This window comes from Arthrobacter sp. P4_F10 (genome assembly GCF_056401435.1).
Map to the genome: position 1 here is coordinate 70,689 of NZ_JBFUJJ010000007.1, position 19,740 is coordinate 90,428.

The window sequence follows — 19,740 nt, forward strand, 5'->3', positions numbered from 1 at the left end:
TGCGCCAGCGGTCGGAGAGACTTACACCGCTGAGCTGTACCCTACGAAAGGTATTTCCCCGTGCCCGAGCTTCCCCTGTGGTTTGAGATCGGCTCGTTTGTCGCCCTCGGCGTCATCCTTGCCATCGACCTGCTGATGGTCCTCAAACGCCCGCATGAGCCCTCCATGAAAGAAGCCGGGTTGTGGGTTGCGTTCTACGTGGCCCTGGCCCTGGTCTTCGCCGGCGCCATGTTCGCCTTCACCGGCCCGGAATTCGGCGGCCAGTTCATCGCCGGCTGGGTGACGGAATACAGCCTGAGCATCGACAACCTGTTCGTCTTCATCATCATCATGGCGCGCTTCTCGGTACCGCGAAAATACCAGCAGGAAGTGCTCATGGTGGGCATCATCATCGCCCTCATCCTCCGCGGCATATTCATCATGCTCGGCGCGATCGTGATCGAGCAGTTCAGCTGGGTCTTCTATATCTTCGGTGCCTTCCTGCTCTGGACCGCCTGGAAGCAGGCGCAGGACGAGGGCGAGGACGAGGAAGACAAGGAAAACCCGCTGATCGCCCGGATCCGCCGGGTCCTGCCGATGTCCGAGAAGTTCGACGGCGGCAAGCTCCGCACCGTTGTCGACGGCAAGAAGGTCTTCACCCCGATGCTGATCGTCTTTGTGACCATCGGCATGACGGACCTGCTCTTCGCCGTCGACTCCATTCCGGCCATCTTCGGCCTCACCCAGAGCGCCTTCATCGTCTTCACCGCGAACATTTTCGCCCTGATGGGGCTGCGCCAGCTGTACTTCCTGCTCGGCGGCCTGATGAACCGGCTCATTTACCTCAAGCACGCGCTCTCCGTGATCCTGGCGTTCATCGGCGTCAAGCTGGTCCTGCACGCCATGCACGTCAACGAGCTGCCCTTCATCAACGGCGGCCAGCACATTGAATGGGCGCCGGAGATCCCCACGTACGTCTCGCTCGGAGTGATCATCGGAACCATCGTCATCGCGGTGGTCGCCAGCCTGGTCAGCTCCAAGGCGTCCAAGTCGAAGCTGGACGCCCGGCTGGAAGAGGACTCCCGCAAGAGCCTGAGCGACGTCGACTAGCTCCGCACCGCCGGTTTACCGGCAGCGCGCAGCAGAACGGCGCTGGACCCTCACAGGTCCGGCGCCGTTCTTATTTGGGTTTGCGCCGGCGGGCCATCAGTGGAGCCGGTGCCAGGTCAGCGGCGGGCGGAACGGGCCATTCCCAGCAGGCGCCCGAAGATCGCCTCGCCGTCGTCCGCGATGCCGTCGTGGTGGAACTCGTCGGACTCCCACACCTGCAGGCCCCGGACGGCGGCTGCTGTTTCCAGGGAGAGCTCACGGTCCACGTAGATGTCGTCGGTGTAGACGGCCGCGGCGACGGGCACGGAATTCAGCGCCAGCCTCTCCGGATCATAGAGCGGCGCCCAGTCGTCCTTTTCGGCGAGGAGCCGGGCCACGTCCTGCAGCGGGCGCAGGGCCGGGTCCTGCTCGAAGTACCACGGGTACACCATTTCCCCGGTCAGGAGCGGCTCACCGGCGTCGGGGCGGAACTCCGGGAATTCCTCCAGCACGCGCCAGGCGGCCCAGCTGGTGGCCCCGGCCTGGCCGTATATGGACTCGTGCATCAGCGCGTACAAGGGGTTGGCGGCCCTTGAGACGATTCCCCGGACCTGTTCCAGGAAGGCGTCCGAGAGGCGGTCGCCGTCGGGTGTGGCCACGAAGGCGTCTTCGAGGAGGTGGTGCAGCGCGTCCACCCGGGTATTGCCGCCCAGGAACGAGCCCACCATCTGGAACCGTTCCACGGTGAGCCGGCCGCCGTCGGGCAGGAACTCCTCCGTGTCCCGGAGGTGCCAGGCGATCCGGGTGATCGTGGCCCGGTCCTCGGGGTACCAGTCAAAGTATTCGGCGTTCCGGGCCGCGACCCGCTGAAATGTAGCCCTGTACACCCGGTCCGCGGAACCGCCCAGCGGGGCCAGTCCGCCCGTCACGAGCACCTCGCGCAGACCTTCGGGCGCGAAGGAAAGGTAGCTGAGTGCGCAGAAACCGCCATAGCTCTGGCCGTAGATGGTCCAGGGGGCGGAGCCGAGGGCCGCCCGGATGGCCTCGGCGTCGGCGACGATCGAGTCGGCGCGGAAGTGCGTCAGGTAGCGGGCCTGGTCCGCGTCGGTGCCGCGCAGCGGAAGTGTGTTGCGGTCCACGGCCGAGGACAGGCCGGTGCCGCGCTGGTCCAGCATGAGGATCCGGAAGTCCCTCGCGGCGGCCTTGCTCCAGCCGCCCAGGGACGGGAACCGGTTGCCGCGCCCGCCGGGACCGCCCTGCAGGAAGAGCAGCCAGGGGAGCTCGGCGGCGTCTTCCTCGCTGTGTTCCGTGGACACGTACTCGCGGGCGAACACCGAGATGGTCTCGCCCCGCCGCCCCGCCTCGCTGAAGTGGTCCAGGGGGACCTGGAAGTAGTGTTCAGTGGTCCGCATTCCACGGAAGGTGTGGCGTGCCCGGACGCTGTGCCGGACGGTAGATGCAGACTCCAGGAGAGAGGCTCCCATGAGCCCCGTCAGCGGAAGATCAGCCACGGGTGGCCGCCCCGCGGGAGTCGGCGGGGGAACCGGCGAGGGCGCCTGCACCAGGATCTGCCCCGGTAAGTGTGCCGGAAACTAGGCGGGGGGCGCCGAAAGCCGCCAGCGCAGCTCCGGCGAGGCGGAAGGTGGACCATTCCTCCATCGGTGCGGCGCCATGCTTCTTGTAGAAGTTGATGGAGGGCTCGTTCCAGTCCAGCACGCTCCATTCGACGCGCGCGTAGCCGCGGTCGACGGCGGTCGCGGCCAGGTGCTGCAGGAGTGCTTTGCCGTGGCCCTCGCCGCGGGCCTCCGGCCTGACGTAGAGGTCCTCCAGGTAGATCCCGTGGACGCCTTCCCACGTGGAGTAGTTCAGGAACCAGAGGGCGAAGCCCCGCACCTCGCCGGACGCGTTCTCCGCCATGGTGGCGAAGACCCTCGGATTTTCGCCGAAGAGGACCTCGGTGAGCAGCTCGGGGGTATTCCGGACGGCGTCCGGTTCCTTCTCGTAGAGGGCGAGGTCGTGGATCATCTGCAGGATGGCAGGGACGTCATGCGGTGCGGCAGGGCGGATTACACTCATTATTCGAGTTTACCCGCGGCGCGCACCGTCCCCGGGCCGGCGCCCGCCGCCGCCGTGTGCCGGTCCGCGGTCCCGGGCCGGCGCCGCAGGCTAGAGCCGGTTGACGTCCGTGACGCGGACGACGGCGGTCCCGGACTCATCCGAAGCCGCCAGATCCACCTCGGCGGAGATGCCCCAGTCGTGGTGGCGGGCCGGGTCATCGAAGATCTGCCGGACCTTCCACGCGCCGGGTTCCTCGGTGATGATCAGCAGCCCGGGGCCGCGGGCGTCCGGGCCGGTGCCGATGTCGTTGTGTTCGTCGAAGTAGTCATCCAGGGCATCTTCCCAGCGCTCCGCGTCCCAGCCGGAACCGGCGTCGAGCTCGCCCAAGGCGGTGGCGGCCTCATCGGCGAACAGTTCCACGCGGCGGAACATCTCGTTGCGCACCATCACCCGGAAGGCCCGGATGTTGGAGGTCAACGACGGCGGCGGGGGCGGGGGAGCGTCGTGCGGTGTGGGCGCAGCGCCGGACGTCAGTTCTTCCCATTCGTCGAGCAGGCTGGAGTCCACCTGGCGGACCAGTTCGCCCAGCCAGGCGACGAGGTCCTCGAGGTCCTCCCGGAGCGCATCCTGCGGGACGGTCTGGCGGAGCGCCTTGAAGCCGTCGGCGAGGTAGCGCAGCACGATCCCCTCCGAGCGGGCCAGGCCGTAGAACTGGACGAATTCGCCGAAGTTCATGGCGCGCTCGTACATGTCCCGGACCACGGACTTGGGCGCGAGCTCAAAGTCGCCGACCCAGGGCGCGGCCTTGCGGTAGACATCGAAGGCCTCGCCGAGGATCTCCGCGAGCGGCTGCGGGTAGGTGACCTCCTCGAGCATCGCCATCCTCTGGTCGTACTCGATGCCGTCGGCCTTCATCGCCGCGATGGCTTCTCCACGCGCCTTCTTCTGCTGTGCCGTCAGGATCTGGCGCGGCTTCTCCAGGGTCGCCTCGATCACGGACACAACGTCCAGGGCGTACGACGGCGACTCCGGGTCCAGCAGCTCCAGCGCGGCGAGGGCGAACGGCGACAGAGGCTGGTTGAGGGCAAAGTTGGCCTGCAGGTGGACCGTGAGCCGGACCGTGCGGCCGTCTGCACCCTGCTCTTCCGGCGGGATCCGCTCCACGACGCCGGCAGCGAGCAGTTCGCGGTAGATTCCCAGTGCCTTCTTCATGAGCCGCAGCTGCGCCGGGCGGGTCTCGTGGTTTTCGGTGAGCAGGCGGCGGGCGGCCTGGAACGGGTCGCCGGGGCGTTCCATGAGGTTCATCAGCATCGCGTGCGTCACGGTGAAACTCGACGTGAGGGGATCCGGAACAGACTCGACCAGCCGCTTGTAGGTCGGTTCACCCCAGGACACGAAACCCTCCGGGGGCTTCTTCTTAACTACCTGGCGCAGCTTCTTCTGGTCGTCGCCGAACTTGGCGGTGGCCTTGGCCATCGCCTTCACGTTCTCGGTCACGTGCTCCGGGGCCTGGACCACCACGGTTCCGGCAGTGTCATAGCCGGCGCGTCCGGCGCGCCCCGCGATCTGGTGGAATTCGCGGGAGTTCAACAGCCGGGTGCGGACACCGTCGTACTTGCTCAGGGCCGTGAGCAGCACGGTGCGGATGGGCACGTTGATGCCCACCCCGAGGGTATCCGTGCCGCAGATGACCTTCAGCAGGCCGGCCTGGGCTAGCTGTTCGACCAGCCGGCGGTACTTCGGCAGCATGCCGGCGTGGTGGACGCCGATGCCGTGCCGGACCAGCCGGTTGAGGGTCTTGCCGAAGCCCGCGGCGAAGCGGAACCCGGCGATGAGCTCGGCAATCTTGTCTTTTTCCTCGCGGGTGCAGACGTTGATGCTCATCAGGTTCTGGGCCCGGTCAATCGCTTCGACCTGGCTGAAGTGGACCACGTAGACCGGGACCTGCTTGGTGGCGAGCAGCTCCTCAAGGGTCTCGTGGACCGGGGTCTGCTCGAAGTAGTAGTGCAGCGGAATGGGACGTTCCGCGGAACTGACGGTCGTTGTCGCGCGGCCTGTCAGTTCGCGGAGGCCGTCCTCGAAACGGCTGACGTCGCCGAGGGTCGCCGACATCAGCAGGAACTGCGCCTGGGGCAGTTCGAGCAGCGGCACCTGCCACGCCCAGCCGCGCTGCGGGTCCGAGTAGAAGTGGAACTCGTCCATGATGACGGCGCCAAGTTGGGCCGCCGCACCTTCACGCAGGGCGATGTTGGCCAGAATTTCGGCAGTGCAGCAGATGATCGGGGCGTCCTGGTTGACGCCGGAGTCGCCGGTGATCATACCCACGTTGTCGGCCCCGAAGATCTCGCAGAGGGCGAAGAACTTCTCCGAAACAAGGGCCTTGATCGGGGCGGTGTAGTAGCTGCGCTGCCCGCGGGCCATGGCCTGGAAATGCGCGGCGATGGCCACAAGGGATTTCCCGGATCCGGTCGGCGTGGCCAGGATGACGTTGGAGCCGGCGGCCAGCTCCATGACGGCCTCGTCCTGGGCGGTGTAGAGGGCAAGGCCGCGGGTCTCGGTCCACTCGACGAACCGGGTGTAGAGCTCGTCCGGGTCCAGGGCCGTCCTGCCGGGGACTCGGGCGGCCGGGGCGGGGAGCTGATCAACGAGTTTCATTGCTGTCCAGCTTAGTGCCCGCGCAGTGCCCGCGGCACCGGCGCGGGCCCTGCGCTGCACGCAGCGAATAGGTGCCTCCTTGGCTGGCCCAAGGGGCGGGGCTAGGCTTCGGTTAGGACGACTTTGCCGGGAACTGGAGGCGCCATGAAGTGGGATCCCGAGAAATATGTGCAGTTCGGGGATTACCGGGACAGGCCATTTTTTGACCTGACGGGGCGGATTCATGCCGAAGCCCCGCGGCACGTCGTGGACCTCGGCTGCGGTCCCGGCAACCTGACCGCGACGCTCGCGGACCGGTGGCCGGGCGCCCAGGTGGTGGGCCTGGATTCTTCGCCGGAAATGCTGGCCACCTCAAAGGACTACGCAGCCGCGGCAGCCAATCTTTCCTACGAGCTGTCCGACATCGCACACTGGCTGCCGTCCGGAGACACCGATGTGGTGGTCACCAACGCCGCCCTGCAGTGGGTGCCCGGCCACCGGAAAATGCTGCCCGAGTGGCTCGATGCCCTCAAACCTGGCGCCTGGTTCGCGCTTCAGGTGCCGGGGAACTTCAACGCCCCGTCCCACACCCTGATGCGGGAACTCGCCGAGTCCCCGGCCTGGGCGGGGCGGCTCGCCGGGGTTCTGCGCCACGAGGACGTGGTGGGGGAGGCCGCGGAATACCTGGAGATCATGCTCGACGCCGGTTGCGCCGCCGACGCCTGGGAGACCACCTATCTTCAGCTGCTCCCGGGCGCCCACCCTGTTTTGGAGTGGGTCCGCGGCACTGGACTCAGGCCGGTCCTCGCGGCCCTCCCCGAGGACGAGGCCAGGGAGTTCGAGGCCGAATATTCGGCGCGGCTGGACGACGCGTATCCCGCGGGCCGGCACGGGACCGTTTTCCCGTTCCGCCGCACCTTTGCGGTGGCGCAAAAAACCGGGTGAGCGGGCGTGTCTGCCGGATGACACGAAGCACTCCGGAATGGGGCTTACAATGACGTGGCGGTATGGGGGCGGCCGTTAGGCTGATTCCATACCGGGCCCTGGGCTAGTAATGGAGGTTCGGTGCTTATAGGCCTGATGTCGCGGCTGCTGTCCGCGCATAAGGGGAGCGTGCTGGCCATCGTTGTGCTGCAGCTCGTGCAAGCCACTGCCAACCTGCTCCTGCCCACCCTGAACGCCGCGATTATCGACGACGGCATCATCGGCGGGGACAAAGGGGAAATCCTCTATCTCGGCAGCTGGATGGCCGGAATCGCCGCCGTTCAGGTGGTCACGGCCATCGCGGCCGGGTATCTGGGCGCCGTCGTCGCCATGGAGATTGGCCGGCAGCTGCGTCAGGAACTCTTCGCGAAAGTGCAGTCCTTCTCCTCCCAGGAGGTCAGCGCGTTCGGTGCGCCCAGCCTCGTCACCCGGGCCACCAACGACGTCGCCCAGATCCAAAACCTCGCCATCTTGATTTTCATCATGCTGATTGCGGCCCCCGCGATCTTTATCGGCGGCATCGTGCTGGCCGTGCACCAGGACGTTGTGCTGTCCTGGATCGTGGTCGTGGTGATCCCGGTCCTCACGGTGATCATGACCGTGATCGTGCGCCGCCTGATTCCCCTGTACCGCCAGGGCCAGGGGCTCCTGGACCGGATCGGCCGGGTGCTGCGTGAGCAGATCATCGGCGCGAATGTCATCCGCGGCTTCGTCCGGCAGGACCACGAAATCCGCCGCTTCGATGAAGCCAACAAGGACCTCACCCGGAACAACCTGCAGTCCGCCCTCCTGGTCGCCGCGATGATGCCGATGATCATGTTCGTGGTCAACCTGTCTTCCGTGTTCGTGGTGTGGTTTGGCGGCCACCGGATCGACTCCGGCGAAATGCGGCTGGGGGCGCTAACGGCGTTCATCGCCTACATCCTGCAGATCCTGATTGCCATCATGATGGCAATGTACGTGTTCATGACCGCCCCCAGGGCGGCGGCGTGCGCGGAGCGGATCCGCGAAGTCCTGGACACGGAACCGGCCATCGCGGATCCGGCCACTTCCGCCGGCACCGCCCCTCCCGGCAAGACGTCCCCCACCGGGACCGCCATTGCCGGCACCGTCCTTGCCGGCAAGACGGCGCACACCGGCAGCACCGTCGAATTCCGGAACGTGTCCTTCGCCTATCCCGGCGCCGAAGCGCCTGTGCTGGACGGCGTCTCGTTCACCGCCCGGACCGGGACCACGACGGCGATCATCGGCGCGACCGGCAGCGGCAAGACGACGCTCCTGAACCTGCTTCCCCGCTTCCTCGACACGACCGCCGGCGGGATCAGCATTGGCGGGCATAACGTGCGGGCCATGCCGCTGGACGTCCTGCGGGACCTCATCGCAATGGTCCCGCAGCAGTCCTATCTCTTCACGGGCACGGTCGCGGAAAACCTCCGGTTCGGCTCAGCCGCCGCGGACGAGCCCGAATTGTGGCAGGCGCTCGAGGCCGCCCAGGCCGCCGACTTTGTCCGGGCCCTGCCGCTAGGACTCGAAGCGCCCGTGAGCCAGGGCGGCACCAACTTCTCCGGCGGCGAACGGCAGCGCCTGTGCATCGCGCGGGCACTGCTCAAGAATGCCCCCGTCTATTTGTTCGACGACAGCTTCTCGGCCCTGGACTACGGGACCGACGTCAGGCTCCGCGCGGCCATCGAGCCCCTGCTGCGCTCGGCAACCGTGCTGATCGTGGCCGAACGGGTGTCAACAATCGTGGACGCCGGACTGATCCTCGTGCTGGAGGACGGCCGCGTCGTCGCGCAGGGTACGCACAGCGAACTCATGGAGTCCTCGCCCAGCTACCAGGAAATTGCCGATTCCCAGCTGGTGCTGGAGGAAACCCCGTGAGCCGCGGGCGGGCACATCGCGCCGGGACCACTGCGGGGCCCGGCGTCCCGGAGCGCATCAAATGGCAGATCGCCGGCCGGCTGCTTGGCCTGCTCCTGCCGCTGAAATGGCGGATGGCCGGTGTCATCGCCGCCACCTGTGCGTTCGTGACACTCAATGTGGCGGCTCCGAAGGTCCTGGGCGACGCCACCGACGTCGTCGTCGCGGGCTTCATGGGCGGCTCCCTCGACGAGCAAGWGTTGGCCGAGCGGCTGCTGGCGGTTTCCGCCATGTATGTTGGGGCTTCGCTGTTCAGCTGGATCCAKGGCAGTCTGGCCGCCACAGCTGTGCAGCGCCTCAGCTACGGGCTCCGCGGTTCCGTGGAACAAAAACTCCACGTGCTGCCGTCCAGCCATTTCGAGGAGCAGCGCCGCGGCGACGTGCTCAGCCGCGCCACGAACGACGTCGACAATATCTCCCAGGCCCTCAACCAGCTCCTGAACCAGCTGATCATGTCCCTCCTCATGCTCTCCGCCGCACTCGCCATGATGCTGTGGCTCTCGCCGCTGCTGGCACTGATCGCTGTCCTGTCGGTGCCGGTGTCCACGGCCATCACGGTGCTCGTGGCCCGGCACTCCCAGGCGCATTTCAAGGAGCAGTGGAGCAGTACTGGGGCACTGCACGCCCAACTCGAAGAGTTCTTCACCGGCCACGAAGTGGTCAAGGCCTTCGGCCGGCAGGAGGCATCGGCGGTGAGCTTCCGGGAGTACAACGACAAGCTCACACGATCGAGCACCCGTGCCCAGTACTTGTCCGGCATCGTGCAGCCGCTGTTAATGTTTGTCGCCAACCTCAACTACATTGCGGTGGCTGTTGTGGGGGCGCTCCAGGTTACCGCGGGGGCGATGACCATCGGCGGCATCCAGGCTTTCTTCCAGTTCTCCCGCCTCTTCAGCCAGCCCGTGGGCCAGATCGGCGGAATGCTGACTCTCATGCAGTCCTGCCTGGCCTCGGCGGAGCGCGTGTTTGAGCTGCTGGACGCTCCGGAGATCCCGCCGGACAGCGCGGTGCCTGCCGTTTCGGCCAATGGCGCCGGCAAGCTTCATCGCGGCGGCTCCCCGCGAAAACTCCACGTCCCGCGCAAAGCCTCCAACGGACGCAAGTCCCGCGCCCCGGGCACGTCCCAGGCCCCACTGAATTGGGGCGCGGTGGCGGGCCGGGTGACGTTCGAGGACGTCAGCTTCAGTTACAGCCCCGGCACCCCAGTGGTGAAGGACCTCTCCTTCACGGTGGAGCCGGGACAGACCGTGGCAATCGTGGGACACACCGGGGCCGGCAAGACCACCGTGGTAAACCTCCTGATGCGCTTCTATGAACTCGACTCCGGGCGGATCCTGGTGGACTCGACCGACATCGCCACCATCCCGCGCGACGAGCTGCGAAGCGCCTTCGGCACCGTTCTGCAGGATGCGTGGCTGTTCACGGGCAGCATCCGGGAGAACATCGAATACGGCCGGCCCGGTGCCACCGACGCCGACATCGTGGCCGCTGCCCGCGCCAGCCACGTGGACCAGTTCGTCAGGTCCCTTCCGGGCGGCTACGCCACGATGCTCGGCAACGACGGCGACTCCCTGAGCCGCGGCCAGCGCCAGCTAGTCTCGATCGCGCGGGCGCAGGTCGCGGGGCGCAGCATCCTGGTGCTGGACGAGGCGACGAGTTCGGTTGACAGCCGTACCGAGGTGCAGATCCGGCATGCCATGGAGCGGCTGCGGCAAGGTCACACGAGCTTCGTGATCGCGCACCGTTTGTCCACGGTCCGGGACGCTGATCTAATTCTCGTCATGGACCACGGACGAATCGTTGAACACGGGACGCATCAGCAGCTGATGGCCAGGCGCGGGCTCTACAAGGATTTGTACGAGGCACAGTTCGCCGGCCGCGAACAGGTCCCGGCCGTCCGGGAGGCGGAACAGTGAGCTCCACGGACACCGCGGGGGAGCGTTTCCCCGGTTCGTGGCGGACCAACCCTGCCAGCTCCGTGCCGCTCTTCGAACAGCTCCGGCTGTACGTCATTGAACGCGCAGACAACGGCACGCTCGCACCGGGCACGAGGCTTCCGGCCGTGCGGAGCCTCGCCGGCGAACTGGGTGTGGCACCCCACACTGTGGCGCGGGCGTACAAGGAACTCGAGGCTGCCGGCGTCGTGGTGACGCGGGGCCGGAACGGCACCGTTGTCTGTGCCCGCGATGCCGCCTGGAGCTCGCTGTCCGCCGCCGCCGCCGAGTTCGCCGCGGCCGCCAAGGCCCAGGGCGCGAGTTTCGCCGAGGCCGTGCAGTTGCTCGCCGCCGCTTACGACCGCCAGTAGCACATCCGGCGCTGCCCCTGGTGCGCAGAATAGTTTTTCGAAGAAGTTTTCGATTAGCATTAGATTCGTGCCTAAAGCCGTAGCTGAAGATCCAGCCGTTGAAGTCCAGTCCGCCATCGAACCGCTGGCAGCCCGGGATGCCGCCCCGTCCCGCCCCGTGATGAAACGTCCGGACATGACGCGCCTGGTCGTTAAGGGCGCCCGCGAGCACAACCTGCGCAACGTGGACCTGGACCTGCCCCGCGATGCCATGATCGTGTTCACCGGCCTGTCCGGCTCCGGCAAGTCCTCCCTGGCGTTCGACACCATCTTCGCCGAGGGCCAGCGCCGCTACGTCGAATCACTCTCTGCCTATGCCCGGCAGTTCCTGGGCCAGGTGGACAAGCCCGACGTCGACTTCATCGAGGGCCTCTCGCCGGCGGTGTCCATCGACCAGAAGTCCACGAGCAAGAACCCGCGCTCCACCGTGGGCACCATCACCGAGATCTACGACTACATGCGCCTGCTCTGGGCCCGTGTGGGCCGGCCGCATTGCCCCGTCTGCGGGGAGCCTGTGACCAAGCAGACCCCGCAGCAGATCGTGGACCAGCTGCTCGAGCTCCCGGACGGCACGCGCTTCCAGGTGCTGGCACCCGTGGTCCGCGGCCGCAAGGGCGAGTTCGTCGACCTCTTCAAGGAACTCACCGCCAAGGGCTACTCGCGGGCCCGTGTGGACGGCGAGCTCGTCCACCTGAGCGATCCGCCGAAGCTGGGCAAGCAGTTCAAGCACACCATTGAAGTGGTGGTTGACCGCCTCGTGGTCAAGGAAGGCATCAGCCAGCGCCTGACCGACTCCGTCGAAACCGCCCTCGGGCTGGCGGAGGGCCGCATCCTGGCCGAATTCGTCGACCTCGAAGCGGACGACCCCGAGCGGATCAGGGCCTTCTCCGAACACCTTGCCTGCCCCAACGAGCACCCCCTGGCGATCGACGAGATCGAGCCCCGCTCCTTCTCGTTCAACAACCCGTTCGGCGCCTGCAGCGCGTGCAGCGGCATCGGCACCAAGCTCGAAGTCGACGAGGAACTCCTCATCCCCAACCCGGAGCTCTCGCTCTCCGAGGGGGCCATCGCGCCGTGGTCTCTGGGCACCGCCACCACGGAGTACTGGAACCGGCTGCTGGCCGGCCTCGCGGACGAGCTCGGCTTCTCCATGACGACGGCGTGGGAGAAGCTCGACACCGACGTCCGGCAGACGGTCCTGCACGGCAAGGACCACAAAGTGGTGGTGCAATACCGCAACCGCTTCGGCCGGGAACGCAAGTACAGCACCGGCTTTGAGGGCGTGGTGCAGTACGTCCACCGCAAGCATGGTGAGACCGATTCGGACTCTGCGCGCGACCGCTACGAGGAGTACATGCGCCAGGTCCCGTGCCCGGCCTGCAACGGCGCACGGCTGAATCCTGCGTCCCTCTCGGTGCTGATCAACGGCAAGTCAATCGCCGAGGTCGCCGCACTGCCCATGCGTGAATGTGCAGGCTTCCTTGACAACCTCGTCCTCACCGGCCGCGAAGCCCAGATCGCCCACCAGGTCCTCAAGGAAATCCAGGCCCGGCTGACCTTCCTCCTCGACGTCGGACTGGAGTACCTGAACCTGGAACGGCCCTCCGGCACTTTGTCCGGCGGCGAGGCCCAGCGCATCCGGCTGGCCACCCAGATCGGCTCCGGCCTCGTGGGCGTGCTCTACGTCCTTGACGAGCCCTCGATCGGCCTGCACCAGCGGGACAACCGCCGCCTGATCGAAACCCTCACCCGGCTCCGGGACCTCGGCAACACCCTGATCGTGGTGGAGCATGACGAGGACACCATCCAAGAGGCCGACTGGGTGGTGGACATCGGACCGGGCGCCGGCGAGCACGGCGGCATGGTGGTCCACTCCGGCTCCTACCAGGCGCTGCTGGAAAACACGGATTCGCTCACCGGCGACTACCTCTCGGGCCGGAAGAAAATCGAGATCCCCAAAAAGCGGCGCAAATACGACAAGAAGCGCGAGCTCAAGGTGGTCGGGGCCAAGGAGAACAACCTCCTCAACATCGATGCCAGCTTCCCGCTGGGCCTCTTCACCGCCGTCACCGGCGTCAGCGGCTCGGGCAAGTCCACCCTGGTCAACGAGATCCTCTACAAAGTACTTGCCAACAAGCTCAACGGCGCCAAGCAAGTGGCCGGCCGGCACAAGTCCGTCCAGGGCCTCGAACACCTGGACAAGGTGGTGCACGTCGACCAGAGCCCCATCGGACGCACCCCGCGCTCGAACCCGGCCACCTACACCGGCGTGTTCGACCACATCCGGAAGCTCTTCGCCGAGACCACCGAGGCCAAGGTACGCGGCTACCTGCCGGGCCGGTTCTCCTTCAACGTCAAGGGCGGCCGCTGCGAGGCCTGCTCCGGCGACGGCACCCTGAAGATCGAGATGAACTTCCTGCCGGACGTCTACGTCCCCTGCGAGGTCTGCCACGGCGCACGCTACAACCGCGAAACCCTGGAGGTCCACTACAAGGGCAAGACCATCGCGGACGTGCTGAACATGCCCATCGAGGAAGGGGCCGAATTCTTCGCGGCCTTCTCACCGATCGCCCGGCACCTCAACACGCTCGTCGACGTCGGCCTTGGCTACGTCCGGCTGGGCCAGCCTGCCACCACGCTCTCCGGCGGTGAGGCCCAGCGCGTGAAGCTCGCGGCCGAGCTCCAGAAACGCTCAAACGGCCGCAGCGTCTATGTCCTGGACGAACCCACCACAGGCCTGCACTTCGAGGACATCCGCAAGCTCCTCATGGTGCTGCAGGGCCTCGTGGAGAAGGGCAACACCGTGATCACGATCGAGCACAACCTCGATGTCATCAAGAGCGCGGACTGGATCGTGGACCTTGGCCCCGACGGCGGTTCGGGCGGCGGCCGAGTGATCGCCTCCGGCACGCCGGAGCAGGTGGCCAAATCGAGCGAAAGCCACACGGCCGCCTTCCTCGCCGAGCTTCTGGCCTGACCATCTGCCGCCGGGGACACGTGCGGGCGGGCGCAGGCGGCAAGGACATACTGTCGCCGCACGTGTCCCCGCCCGCACGGGAATGCATTCACCTGATGCAATCGGCTGATGTATCGCCTGACGTATTCCTGAAGGAGTATGCGAATTTCTGGCATCCGCACACTCGTGAGAAACTAAGCCGGTGACGCATACAACAGTGCCCGTAATCTTCGACCTTGACGGCACTCTTGTCGATCCAGCCGGAGGGATTACGGACGGAATCGCCGCGGCCCTCACCGAGCTTGGCCTGCCGGTTCCGGGCAAGTCCCGGATGGACGCCATGATCGGACCCAAGCTGAGCCATTCCCTCACCGAAATCGCCGGGGTTCCGGCCGCGCTGCTCGAAGACGCAATCCGCATCTATCGCGCGCACTACGTTTCCACCGGAATCGCGCAGAGCCGGCTGTACCCGGGGATCCGGGAACTGCTCGAGGACTTTGTGGCCGCGGGCCGCCCCATCGCCGTCGCCACCCAGAAGCCCGAAGGGCTTGCCCGCACCGTCCTGGCGCACCACGGCATCGCCGGGCTCTTCCACAGCATCCGGGGCTCCGCTGCCGACGAGGCCGCCGCCGGCCCGGGATCGGCCTCTGTCCCCGAAGACGCCGTCCCCGAAGGCAAGGCCGGGATTGTCGCTGCCGCGCTCTCGGACCTGGCGGTGGCCGGCCCTACGGCGGCCGGCCGTGCCGTGATGGTGGGGGACCGGGCGCAGGACGTGGCCGGGGCCGCTGCGAACGGACTGGACTGCATCGGCGTAGGCTGGGGTTTTGCGCCCGACGGCGAACTGCACACGGCTGGTGCCATCGAGATCGTGCACAACACCACGGCGCTTCACGCGACGATCAACAGACTCTCCGAACGCCCGGGGATCACAGCCCTGAACGAGGTGCACACCGATGGCAATGTTTGACGCAATCCGCTGGACCACCCGCGGGCTCATATCCTCCACGTGCCGTCCCACGGTTATTGGTCTGGAAAACGTGCCCAAGGACGGACCGTTCATCGTGGCCCCGAACCATCTCTCCTTCCTGGACAGCGTGATCGTCCAGGCCCTGATGCCTCGGCCCGTGGCGTTCTTCGCGAAGGCGGAATACTTCACCACCGGCGGCGTCAAGGGCAAGGTCATGAAGTCCTTCTTCGAGGCTGTGGGCTCCATTCCGGTGGAACGCGGCGAGCAGGCGGCGAGCGTGCAGGCACTGAAGACGCTGCTGGACATCCTCGACTCAGGCAAGGGCGTGGGCATCTATCCCGAAGGGACGCGCTCCCGCGACGGGATCCTGTACCGCGGCCGCACCGGCGTCGGCTGGCTGGCCCTCACCACGGGCGCGCCGGTGGTCCCGGTGGGCCTGATCGGCACTGAACACCTGCAGCCCGCGGACAGCAAGTCCGTCAAACCGCAGCACTTCACCATGAAGGTGGGCGAGCCGCTGTACTTCGACAAGACCGGCCCGGACCACTCCCTGCCGGCCCGCCGCCAGGTCACGGACCGCATCATGGACGCAATCGCGGACCTGAGCGGCCAGGAACGCTCCACGAGCTACAACCAGAGCAAGTCGGCCGAATAGCGCACGCCATCCTGCTCTCCGCAGGGCAGGTGCCTCGGCACCGCCGGCGGCTCAGTAGACTGGATGTGTGGCAGATCCAGCGAGTTACCGACCCCAGACGGGTGAAATTCCGACCAATCCGGGCGTGTACCGCTTCCGCGATCCGCACGGCCGGGTCATCTACGTCGGAAAGGCCAAGAACCTCCGTTCCCGGCTGAATACGTACTTCGCCAACCCCGCCGGGCTCATGCCTAAGACCTACGCGATGGTGCATACGGCCAGCAGCGTCGAATGGACCGTAGTGGGCAGCGAGCTCGAGTCGCTGCAGCTGGAATACACCTGGATCAAGGAATTCACGCCCCGCTTCAACGTGATGTTCCGGGACGACAAAACCTACCCGTACCTGGCCGTCACGATGGGGGAGAAGTACCCGCGCGTCCAGGTGCTGCGCGGCGACCGTCGCAAGGGGACCCGGTATTTCGGCCCGTACACCGCCGGGGCGATCCGGGACACCATGGACACCCTCCTGCGCGTGTTCCCGGTACGGAGCTGCAGTCCCGGGGTGCTGAAGCGCGCCGAAGCCAGCGGCCGGCCCTGCCTGCTCGGCTACATCGACAAATGTTCCGCGCCCTGCGTCGGCCGGATCTCCGCCGAGGACCACCGCGCTCTTGCCGAGGACTTCTGTACCTTCATGGGCGGCGAAGCCAAGCCGTTCGTCAACCGGCTGGAACGGGAGATGGCCGCGGCAGTTGCCGAGCTCGACTACGAACGCGCGGCCCGGCTCCGGGACGACATCGTGGCGCTGAAGAAGGTCTTCGAACGCAACGCCGTGGTCCTCGCCGAGGGCACGGACGCCGACGTCTTCGCCCTGCACGAAGACGAGCTCGAAGCCGCCGTCCAGGTCTTCCACGTCCGCGGCGGCCGGATCCGCGGCCAGCGCGGCTGGGTCGTGGAAAAAGTCGAGGACTCCACCACCCCGGAACTGGTCGAACACCTGCTCCAGCAGGTCTACGGCGAGGAAGCCGGGCTGCAGGGCAGGTTGCCCCGCGAGGTCCTGGTGCCCACCGAACCCAGCAACGCCACGGAGCTCACGCAATGGCTCAGCGGCCTGCGCGGGGCCCGGGTGGACGTCCGGGTGCCCCAACGCGGAGACAAGGCCGCGCTCATGTCCACGGTCCGTGAAAACGCCGAGCACGCGCTCAAGCTCCACAAGTCCCGGCGCGCCGGCGACCTTACCATGCGCTCCCAGGCCCTTCAGGAGATCCAGGAAGCCCTCGAGCTTCCCGTGGCGCTGCTGCGGATCGAGTGCTTCGACATCTCGCACGTCCAGGGCACCAACGTGGTCGGCTCCATGGTGGTGGTGGAGGACGGCCTGCCGAAGAAGTCCGAGTACCGGAAGTTCGCCGTAACCGGAGCCGCCGCCACCGACGACACGGCGGCCATGCATGACGTGCTCACCCGCCGGTTCCGGCACTATCTGCAGGAGAAATCCGAGCAGGCAGCGGCCGCGGCCAAACCGGCGCACCAGGCCGCGCTGGACGCGGCAACCGCCGCAGCGGTCGCTGACTCCACGACGCCGGCGCCGCGGAGCAAGTTCGCTTACCCGCCCAACCTCGTCGTCGTCGACGGCGGCAAACCGCAGGTCAACGCCGCCGCCCGGGCGCTGGCGGAGCTGGGGATCGAGGACGTGTATGTGGTCGGCCTGGCCAAGCGGCTCGAAGAAGTGTGGCTGCCGGAGAGTGACTTCCCGGTGATCCTGCCGCGCGCCTCCGCCGGCCTGTACCTGCTGCAGCGGATCCGCGACGAGGCCCACCGCTTCGCCATCACCTTCCACCGGCAAAAGCGCGGCAAGGCCATGACGGTTTCCGCGCTGGACAGCGTGCCCGGGCTGGGTGAGTCCAAACGCAAGGCCCTCTTGGCCGAATTCGGCTCCGTGAAGGGCATCAAGGCTGCGACGCAGGAAGAACTCACCGGCGCCAAGGGGATCGGTCCGTCCCTGGCCGCAGCAATCGTCCGGCACTTCAATGCCGACGGCGGCGAGGAGGCAGCCACGGTTCCTGCCGTCAACATGACCACCGGTGAAATCCTCGACGCTTAGCTAGCGCCGTCAAACTTAGCTAGGGTAAAGACTTGGGTAACGCCATGGCCGCGGCATCACCGCGGCCATGGGCGCGAACCTGATCGGAACAGCAAATCGCACAGGCAGAGATGGGGCTTCACTGATGGCAGAGTCGACGGCAGGATCCGAGACGGATGCGGACGGCATGACGCCCGTTAAACCCGTCGAGGCGGAACTGCTCGTAGTGACCGGAATGTCGGGAGCCGGCCGGAGCACCGCCTCGGACGCCCTTGAGGACCATGGCTGGTACGTCGTGGAAAACCTGCCGCCGCAGATGCTCGGCACACTCGCCGAGCTCGTGTCGCGGACACCGCATTCGATGTCCAAGCTCGCCGTCGTGATGGACGTCCGGAGCAAGGAACTCTTCGTCGACATGCGCGCGGCCCTCCGCGCCCTGGAAGCCACCGGCGTGAGCTTCCGCGTGCTTTTCCTCGACGCTAGCGACGACGTCCTGGTGCGCCGCTTCGAGCAGGGCCGCAGGCCCCACCCGCTTCAGGGCGGCGGCCGGATCCTCGACGGCATCGCGGCCGAACGCGAGCTTGTCCGTGACCTGAAGGACACCGCCGACATCGTCCTGGACACGTCCTCGCTCAACGTCCACGGTCTCGCCACCGCCATCACGGAACTTTTCAGCGAGACCGGGCCGGTGGCGCTGCGGCTGAACGTCATGAGCTTTGGCTTCAAGTACGGGCTGCCGGTGGATGCCAACTTCGTGGCCGATGCCCGCTTCATCCCCAACCCGCACTGGGTGCCGCAGTTGCGCCCGCACACCGGGCTGGACCAGGACGTCAGCGACTACGTGCTGGAGGCCCAGGGCGTCAGCGAATTCGTGGAACGCTACGTCTTGGCCCTCGAACCGGTCCTGGACGGGTACCGGCGGGAGAACAAGCACTACGCCACCATCGCCGTGGGCTGCACCGGCGGCAAGCACCGCTCCGTGGCGGTCGCCGTCGAGCTTTCACGGCGGCTGGCGCAATATCCGCGCGTCACCGTGACCACGACGCACCGGGACCTGGGCCGCGAGTAATGGCGCTGCTCACCGGCCCGCTGCCCCTTGTCCCGCCCGCCAGCGCGGCATTCGCCAGCCAGCAGGACAAAGGCCCGTCCGTCGTCGCGCTCGGCGGCGGCCACGGCCTCTCCGCCTCGCTGTCTGCCCTGCGCCTGCTGACCTCCGAGCTCACCGCGATCGTCACAGTCGCGGACGACGGCGGATCCTCCGGCCGGCTCCGTGAAGAGTACGGCGTCCTGCCGCCGGGCGACCTCCGCATGGCCCTGTCCGCGCTGTGCGACGACACCGACTGGGGCCGGACGTGGCGCGATGTCATGCAGCACCGTTTCGCCCCCGGCAAGGGCCGCGGCGGGTCCCTCGATGAGCACGCCATGGGCAACCTCCTGATCGTCACGCTCTGGGAGCTCCTGGGCGACACCGTTGCCGGCCTCAAGTGGGCCGGTGCCCTGCTCGGCGCCCGCGGCGAGGTCCTGCCGATGTCCAGCATCCCGCTTACCATCGAGGGCCAGGTGAGGGTCACCGCCCCGGACGGCACCACGGCACTGCAGACCCTCACCGGGCAGGCCAAGTGCGCGGTGGCAGGGAACCTGCAGCATGTCAGGCTGTTGCCCGAGAACGCTCCGGCATGCATGGAGGCACTGACGGCGATCGAGCTGGCCGACTGGGTGATCCTCGGGCCGGGCTCCTGGTACACGTCCGTACTGCCGCACCTGCTGCTGCCCGAAATGCGTGAGGCCCTCTGCAACACGGCCGCCCGCCGCTGCCTGACGATGAACCTCGCCACGGACACCAAAGAGACCGCCGGCATGACCGCCGCCGACCACCTCCGGGTGCTGCGCGAGTACGCGCCGGAGTTCACGATCGACGTCATCCTGGCCGACCCGGCATCGGTCCAGGACCTGCCCGACTTTGAGGCGGCGGCAGGAATGCTCGGTGCCGAGGTGGTCTTGGGTAAAGTGGGGGCGTCTGGTCGCCGTCCGGTCCACGATCCGTTGCGGCTGGCGACGGCGTACCACGATATTTTCGGGAACAGTTAGGAAAGGTGCC

14 protein-coding genes are annotated in these 19,740 nt (G+C 67.0%); 11 read left to right on the forward strand and 3 right to left on the reverse strand.

Annotated features, from left to right (window positions below):
• Positions 1–60 precede the first annotated feature (60 nt).
• Positions 61–1,089: a TerC family protein gene (locus tag AC1DR1_RS10235; RefSeq protein ID WP_229995867.1), complete on the forward strand. Its 1,029-nt coding sequence runs from the start codon at positions 61–63 to the stop codon at positions 1,087–1,089.
• Positions 1,090–1,205: 116 nt separating this feature from the next.
• Here AC1DR1_RS10235 and AC1DR1_RS10240 read toward each other — a convergent pair whose 3' ends face one another.
• The 3 genes from AC1DR1_RS10240 to AC1DR1_RS10250 all read right to left on the reverse strand — a co-directional run bounded on the left by AC1DR1_RS10240 (position 1,206) and on the right by AC1DR1_RS10250 (position 5,781).
• Positions 1,206–2,552, reverse strand: a complete 1,347-nt coding sequence (locus AC1DR1_RS10240) for an alpha/beta fold hydrolase (protein ID WP_364743751.1) — start codon at positions 2,550–2,552, stop codon at positions 1,206–1,208.
• A gap of 19 nt (positions 2,553–2,571) precedes the next feature.
• Positions 2,572–3,144: an N-acetyltransferase family protein gene (locus AC1DR1_RS10245; protein ID WP_476992552.1), complete on the reverse strand. Its 573-nt coding sequence runs from the start codon at positions 3,142–3,144 to the stop codon at positions 2,572–2,574.
• A 90-nt stretch (positions 3,145–3,234) separates the two neighbouring features.
• Positions 3,235–5,781, reverse strand: coding sequence for a DEAD/DEAH box helicase (locus tag AC1DR1_RS10250; protein WP_476992553.1), 2,547 nt, complete (start codon positions 5,779–5,781; stop codon positions 3,235–3,237).
• A 144-nt stretch (positions 5,782–5,925) separates the two neighbouring features.
• Between AC1DR1_RS10250 and AC1DR1_RS10255 the strand changes: the two genes are divergently transcribed.
• From AC1DR1_RS10255 to AC1DR1_RS10300, 10 genes are all read left to right on the forward strand, one after another.
• Positions 5,926–6,705 carry a trans-aconitate 2-methyltransferase gene (locus tag AC1DR1_RS10255; protein ID WP_364743309.1) on the forward strand — a complete coding sequence of 260 codons (780 nt, stop codon included), beginning with the start codon at positions 5,926–5,928 and terminating at the stop codon, positions 6,703–6,705.
• A gap of 135 nt (positions 6,706–6,840) precedes the next feature.
• Positions 6,841–8,625: an ABC transporter ATP-binding protein gene (locus tag AC1DR1_RS10260; protein WP_229996137.1), complete on the forward strand. Its 1,785-nt coding sequence runs from the start codon at positions 6,841–6,843 to the stop codon at positions 8,623–8,625.
• 113 nt (positions 8,626–8,738) lie between these two features.
• Positions 8,739–10,580: an ABC transporter ATP-binding protein gene (locus tag AC1DR1_RS10265; RefSeq protein WP_476992564.1), complete on the forward strand. Its 1,842-nt coding sequence runs from the start codon at positions 8,739–8,741 to the stop codon at positions 10,578–10,580.
• Positions 10,577–10,969 (forward strand): GntR family transcriptional regulator, encoded by a 393-nt coding sequence (locus AC1DR1_RS10270; protein ID WP_229996135.1) that lies wholly within the window; start codon positions 10,577–10,579, stop codon positions 10,967–10,969. The genes AC1DR1_RS10265 and AC1DR1_RS10270 overlap by 4 nt, the downstream gene beginning before the upstream one ends.
• A 67-nt stretch (positions 10,970–11,036) precedes the next feature.
• The gene (gene uvrA, locus AC1DR1_RS10275) at positions 11,037–13,985 is read left to right on the forward strand and encodes an excinuclease ABC subunit UvrA (protein WP_476966832.1); all 2,949 of its coding nucleotides are present in this window, start codon (positions 11,037–11,039) and stop codon (positions 13,983–13,985) included.
• A 181-nt stretch (positions 13,986–14,166) separates the two neighbouring features.
• A complete protein-coding gene (locus tag AC1DR1_RS10280; protein ID WP_229992645.1) occupies positions 14,167–14,931 on the forward strand; it encodes an HAD hydrolase-like protein in 765 nt (254 codons plus the stop codon).
• The gene (locus AC1DR1_RS10285; RefSeq protein ID WP_229992644.1) at positions 14,918–15,586 is read left to right on the forward strand and encodes a lysophospholipid acyltransferase family protein; all 669 of its coding nucleotides are present in this window, start codon (positions 14,918–14,920) and stop codon (positions 15,584–15,586) included. The genes AC1DR1_RS10280 and AC1DR1_RS10285 overlap by 14 nt, the downstream gene beginning before the upstream one ends.
• 67 nt (positions 15,587–15,653) lie before the next feature.
• Positions 15,654–17,663, forward strand: coding sequence for an excinuclease ABC subunit UvrC (gene uvrC / locus AC1DR1_RS10290; RefSeq protein ID WP_229992643.1), 2,010 nt, complete (start codon positions 15,654–15,656; stop codon positions 17,661–17,663).
• 124 nt (positions 17,664–17,787) lie between these two features.
• Complete coding sequence (gene rapZ / locus AC1DR1_RS10295; protein WP_229992642.1) at positions 17,788–18,711, forward strand: RNase adapter RapZ; 924 nt, start codon at positions 17,788–17,790, stop codon at positions 18,709–18,711.
• Positions 18,711–19,730 carry a gluconeogenesis factor YvcK family protein gene (locus tag AC1DR1_RS10300; protein WP_229992641.1) on the forward strand — a complete coding sequence of 340 codons (1,020 nt, stop codon included), beginning with the start codon at positions 18,711–18,713 and terminating at the stop codon, positions 19,728–19,730. The genes rapZ and AC1DR1_RS10300 overlap by 1 nt, the downstream gene beginning before the upstream one ends.
• Positions 19,731–19,740 lie beyond the last annotated feature (10 nt).

What these genes read in the sequence shown, in the direction of transcription:
- AC1DR1_RS10240 (WP_364743751.1), bottom strand. Translation starts at nt 2,552, where the DNA reads ATGGGAGCCTCTCTCCTGGAGTCTGCATCTACCGTCCGGCACAGCGTC.
- AC1DR1_RS10255 (WP_364743309.1), top strand. Translation starts at nt 5,926, where the DNA reads ATGAAGTGGGATCCCGAGAAATATGTGCAGTTCGGGGATTACCGGGAC.
- AC1DR1_RS10300 (WP_229992641.1), top strand. Translation starts at nt 18,711, where the DNA reads ATGGCGCTGCTCACCGGCCCGCTGCCCCTTGTCCCGCCCGCCAGCGCG.
- rapZ (WP_229992642.1), top strand. Translation starts at nt 17,788, where the DNA reads ATGGCAGAGTCGACGGCAGGATCCGAGACGGATGCGGACGGCATGACG.
- AC1DR1_RS10245 (WP_476992552.1), bottom strand. Translation starts at nt 3,144, where the DNA reads ATGAGTGTAATCCGCCCTGCCGCACCGCATGACGTCCCTGCCATCCTG.
- AC1DR1_RS10260 (WP_229996137.1), top strand. Translation starts at nt 6,841, where the DNA reads ATGTCGCGGCTGCTGTCCGCGCATAAGGGGAGCGTGCTGGCCATCGTT.
- AC1DR1_RS10285 (WP_229992644.1), top strand. Translation starts at nt 14,918, where the DNA reads ATGGCAATGTTTGACGCAATCCGCTGGACCACCCGCGGGCTCATATCC.
- AC1DR1_RS10250 (WP_476992553.1), bottom strand. Translation starts at nt 5,781, where the DNA reads ATGAAACTCGTTGATCAGCTCCCCGCCCCGGCCGCCCGAGTCCCCGGC.